At 29.8% G+C, this 3687-nt stretch carries 4 protein-coding genes; all 4 read right to left on the reverse strand.

The window, feature by feature from the left end; genetic code table 11:
* Positions 1-57: 57 nt before the first annotated feature.
* A complete protein-coding gene (gene lepA / locus ACQCX0_RS00805; protein WP_462562197.1) occupies positions 58-1860 on the reverse strand; it encodes a translation elongation factor 4 in 1803 nt (600 codons plus the stop codon).
* Between the two features lie 228 nt (positions 1861-2088).
* Complete coding sequence (locus tag ACQCX0_RS00810; RefSeq protein ID WP_462562198.1) at positions 2089-2970, reverse strand: bifunctional 5,10-methylenetetrahydrofolate dehydrogenase/5,10-methenyltetrahydrofolate cyclohydrolase; 882 nt, start codon at positions 2968-2970, stop codon at positions 2089-2091.
* Entirely contained in the window at positions 2963-3292 is a 330-nt protein-coding gene (locus ACQCX0_RS00815; RefSeq protein WP_462562199.1) for a DUF167 domain-containing protein, read from the reverse strand. The genes ACQCX0_RS00810 and ACQCX0_RS00815 overlap by 8 nt, the downstream gene beginning before the upstream one ends.
* On the reverse strand, positions 3267-3590 hold the full coding sequence (locus ACQCX0_RS00820) for a YggT family protein (protein WP_462562201.1): 324 nt from the start codon (positions 3588-3590) through the stop codon (positions 3267-3269). Before ACQCX0_RS00820 ends, ACQCX0_RS00815 begins: the two co-directional genes overlap by 26 nt.
* Between the last annotated feature and the right edge of the window lie 97 nt (positions 3591-3687).

Genomic DNA, 3687 nt, shown 5'->3' on the forward strand with positions numbered 1-3687 from the left:
CGGCATTCCTGCTGAACCGCTCTTCCGATCTTTGTGTGTGGATAAAGTGATTGATTATCAATCATCATCAATTTTAAGGGCTTGAATAAATGCATTTTGAGGGATTTCCACTCTACCGAATTGCCTCATTCTTTTTTTACCTTCTTTTTGTTTTTCTAATAATTTTCTTTTTCTTGTAATATCTCCGCCATAGCATTTAGCAGTTACGTCTTTTCTAAAAGCTGCGATTGTTTCACGGGCAATAATTTTCCCGCCTATGGTTGCTTGAATAGGGATTTGAAACATTTGTCTGGGGATTAAATTTTTAAGCTTTTCACAAATTAATCTGCCTCGTTTTTCAGAAGTGGCTCTATGAACAATAAAAGATAGGGCATCTACGACTTCCGTATTTACTAAAATAGAAACTCTAACTAAGTCTCCTTCTCTATAATCTGCTAATTCATAATCAAAGCTGGCATAGCCTTGGGAAACTGATTTTAATTTGTCATAGAAATCAAAAACTACTTCATTAAGAGGTAGGTAGTAAATTAACAGGGCTCTAGTTCCTATCCAAGATAAATTTGCTTGTTTGCCACGTCTGTTATTACAGAGTTTTAAAACAACGCCTAAATAAGTTTCCGGTACTAAAATAGTAGCTTTAATCCATGGTTCAAAAATAGTTCTAATTTTAGTAGAATCAGGCATATCTGCAGGAGAATGAATAGTTTGTTCTTCTTTGTTCATAAGGGTTAATTTATAAGTAACACTCGGAGCAGTAGTAATTAAATCTAACTTAAATTCTCTTTCTAATCTTTCTTGGATAATTTCTAAATGTAATAATCCTAAAAATCCGCATCTGAAACCTAATCCTAATGCTAAGGAATTTTCCGGATCAAAGCTAAAACTAGCATCATTTAAGTGTAATTTTCCTAAAGCCTCTCTTAGGGTTTCATAATCACTACTATCAATAGGAAATATACCGGAAAATACCACCGGAACAGATGGTTTAAATCCAGGGAGAGCATCTTTAACTGGATTAGTGTTATCAATAATAGTATCTCCGACTTTGGTATCTTTTAAAGACTTAATATTGGCAGTAAAGTATCCTACTTCACCGGGATAGAGTGCAACACACTTTTGAATTTTAGGTGTAAAATAACCGATATTTTCTACTTGATATACAGTATTAGCAGACATCATTCGGATCTTTATACCTTTTTTTATAACTCCGTCATAAACTCTAGTTAAGATCATTACTCCTAAGTAAGGGTCGTACCAGCTATCTACTAATAAAGCCTTTAAAGGATGCTTTAGCTCTCCTTGAGGATGCGGAAGCTTAGTTATTATAGTTTCTAATACATTCTCAATTCCTAAACCAGTTTTAGCAGAAATTAATAAAGTATCACTGGTATCAATGCCGATTACTTCTTCAATTTGAGTTTTCACTTTGTCAGGTTCTGCTGAAGGTATATCAATTTTGTTTAAAATTGTAATAATTTCATGGTTATTATCAATTGCTAAATAAACGTTTGCTAAGGTTTGTGCCTCAACACCTTGAGAGGCATCTACTATTAATAAAGAACCCTCGCAAGCAGAGAGACTTCTACTTACTTCATAAGCAAAATCCACATGTCCAGGGGTATCAATTAGGTTTAGTTCATAGATAATTCCGTCATTTGCTTTATAATACAGACGTACAGCTTGAGCTTTAATTGTAATACCGCGTTCACGTTCTATATCCATAGAATCCAGTACTTGGGTTTTCATTTCCCTGTTTTCAAGACCTCCGCATAACTGAATTAAACGGTCTGCTAAAGTTGATTTTCCATGGTCTATATGAGCAATAATTGAAAAATTTCTAATATTCTTTAAGTTATACATTTAAGCTTATTTATTAAAATTACTGTGGTTAAGATTAATCTTCACTTTATTATATAATAATATTTAAGTATTTATATAAATTTCTTAATAATGCAACAGTATTTAGGGGAATAAGCTTAGGCTTTATTAATGAATAAAACTAATAAGGGTTCTATTATACAAGATAAAACTTAAGTATAATAGCTAAATTTATTTTAGAAGTAATTATTAAGGACGACTAGTATTTTACTAACAATCTAAGGGAAGATTATTTTGAATTAAGCATGCTTTATAAGTATTATACATTAAATAGTTAATTGTCATTAATCCTACACCTTGTGGCACTTTGGTAATAGCCATAACTTTAGGCAGTATGTCTACTAAATCTACATCCCCAGTTAAAATAGATTTATTATCTTGTAGTACCCTGTTAATTCCTACATCTATTACAATAGCACCGGTTTTTATAAATTCTTTTTTTATAAATTTACTACTCCCTATGGCTACTACTAAAATATCTGCTTGAGAACTAATCTTTGTTAAATTTTTAGTTTTAGCGTGAGCTAATGTAACCGTACAATCTTCATTATTTAAGAGTTTAAACATAGGAAATCCTACTAGGTGAGATCTACCTATTACTACGGCTTGTTTAGTGCTTAAATGTGATTCTACACTTTTAATAAGATGTAGGCATCCTAAGGGGGTACAAGGTGTAAATCCTATTGGATTGTTAATATCTAAATAACCCATATTTAGGGGATGTAACCCATCAACATCTTTATTAGGATTGATAGCGTCTATAACTCTAAGACTATTAATATGTTTAGGTAACGGCATTTGTAGTAAAATACCGTGAATATTTTTAATATGATTTAATTTTTGAATTAAATTAAGCAATTCAGCTTCAGTAGTCTCAACTTTAAGAATGTAAGAGTTATCCTGCATTCCTAATGCAGCTAATTTTTTTATTTTAGCTCTAATATAAATTAAAGAACTCGGGTTATCACCAACTAAAATAGTTGCAAGAGATGGAATTAAATTATATTGTAATTTTAAATTCTTTACTTTAGTTTTTAAAGTAAGAAACATTGTATGGGAAATTTCAAGGCTAGGGATAATTTTGTTATACATCAGTAGTAATTAAGTTAAGTAAGAGATTAGATAAGTACTCAGGACTAGATGTGGAAATAAAAATAGATTTTTTAGTAGATTTTAAGCCTTGTTTTATAATAAATAAACTTTTATTCAGTTTTAGTAGTTTAGCCAAAAAATTAATTAATTTATAATTAGCTTTGTTTTCTATTGCTTGGGTTTTAATGGCAATCTTTAAGTAGCTTAGATGATTTTCTAAATACAAACCTAAGATTTGATTGTTTTTTGAATTAGAGGTAATTTTAACGAATATAGTAACTCCATCTTTAGTAATTTTAAAAGGGTGACAGGTTTGTTGCATGAATTTTTACAATAGCTATTCTTAAAAATTCCATTAATATGTAAATAATGGTAAGCACTATTAAAGGTGAGAAATCTAATGGACCTAAGTTTGGTAAGAAACTTCTAATTCTGTTAAAGAGGGGTTCAGTTATTTGTTTACCAAAAAAATAAATTGTGGAAATAAAATTACCCTTATTAACATCTAAAATGCCAAAAGCAAATAAAAGATTAAGTATAATAGTTATAAAAATAACCCAAGTATATAATGATAAAACACTTAGTAAAGCCTGTAAACTGTATAGAGCAATTATATCCATTTATTTCTCAAATTAATGTTTAAGTATAGTAAATAGTGAAACTATTTTAGAACATTTGCAAGAAATTTCTTTATAACAAGGATATAAATTATTCTAA

Source organism: Candidatus Hepatincolaceae symbiont of Strigamia maritima (genome assembly GCF_055505085.1).